At 61.3% G+C, this 1,187-nt stretch carries 1 protein-coding gene and 1 pseudogene; both read right to left on the bottom strand.

Features of this window, described 5'->3' with window-relative positions; genetic code table 11:
- Position 1: 1 nt before the first annotated feature.
- Positions 2-547 (bottom strand): annotated as a pseudogene (locus tag V5F77_RS28890) (IS630 family transposase); the annotation flags it as partial.
- A gap of 307 nt (positions 548-854) precedes the next feature.
- On the bottom strand, positions 855-1,187 hold a 333-nt coding region (locus V5F77_RS28885), incomplete at its 5' end, for a transposase (RefSeq protein WP_429008485.1).

Here is a 1,187-nt window from a genome sequence, read left to right as displayed (position 1 = left end):
GCTAGTGGACGGAATCTAACGCTTGGTGCCAGCGTTTGACGGCGGCGATGATTTTGTCGGGATCGGCGGTCCAGGTGAAGGGCTTGGGCTGCTGGTTGTGTTCGGCGAGGAAGCGGTTGATAGCGGCCTGAAGATCGACGACGGAGTGGAAGACGCCGCGTTTGAGGCGCCGCTTCGACAGCTTGGCGAAGAAGCCCTCGACCGCGTTGAGCCAGGAGCACGAGGTCGGCGTGAAGTGGAAGGTGAAGCGCTCGTGGCGGTCGAGCCAGGCGCGCACTTTAGGGTGCTTGTGGGGGGCATAGTTGTCGAGGATGACGTGCACGGCCTTGCCGGCGGGAACCTCGGCGTTGATGGCATTGAGGAAGCGGATGAACTCCTGATGGCGATGGCGCTGCATGTTCCTGCCGATGACGGTGCCGTCGATCACGTTGAGGGCGGCGAACAGGGTGGTGGTGCCGTTGCGCTCGTAGTCGTGCGTCATCGTGCCGAGCCGCCCCTTCTTCATCGGCAGGCCGGGCTGGGTCCGGTCGAGCGCCTGGATCTGGCTCACATGGGGATTTGTGGGTCAAGATGTTCGGATCAGGATTCCATGGTAAATCTCCGGTCGTTGCTGCGTATCCAAGGTCTGAGCCCGTTTGCATGACCCGGCCCGTTTCCGATGCCGCTTCAAACTCACATCCGGTCGCCGCTCACATCGGCCGCACCAATATCCCGCTTGCGTCGGGCGAGGGCTCAGGAGGGCGGGACCATTCTCTTCTTCGGCTTTTTAAGCCAGGCCAAATTTCGGTCCGCTCACCTGGATCCACCGGAGCTGATCAGGCCCCGGAAGATTGAAAAGGGGGAAGCGTTTGTTTTCAGGCGGCCGTTGTCTCGGCTCCTTCCAGCACAACCCCGGCGGTCACATATTTCCAGAAGGCGATCAGCAGCTTTCGCGCCAAGGCAACGATCAGCACTTTCCGAACTCGGCCACCATTGAGCTGTACGCGCTGATGAAACCACAGGGTCAGTATCGAACGGGGCTGATGCCTTACCCACAACCAGGCGAGCTGGATCATGGTTGTTCGCAGCCGCGGGTTTCCGGCTTTGGAGACGCCTTGTTCGTGCGCGACGGATCCGCTCCGCCAGGGCGTCGGCGCCAATCCGGCATAAGCGGCAACCTGCCGTCGGTTGGAAAAGTTTCGGAACAG

The sequence above is a fragment of the Roseixanthobacter psychrophilus genome (genome assembly GCF_043195195.1).
In the GTDB taxonomy this organism is placed as follows: Bacteria; Pseudomonadota; Alphaproteobacteria; order Rhizobiales; family Xanthobacteraceae; genus NCEH01.
Note: the sequence above shows the minus strand (reverse complement) of the source record. Positions and strands in the feature narration are given on the sequence as shown.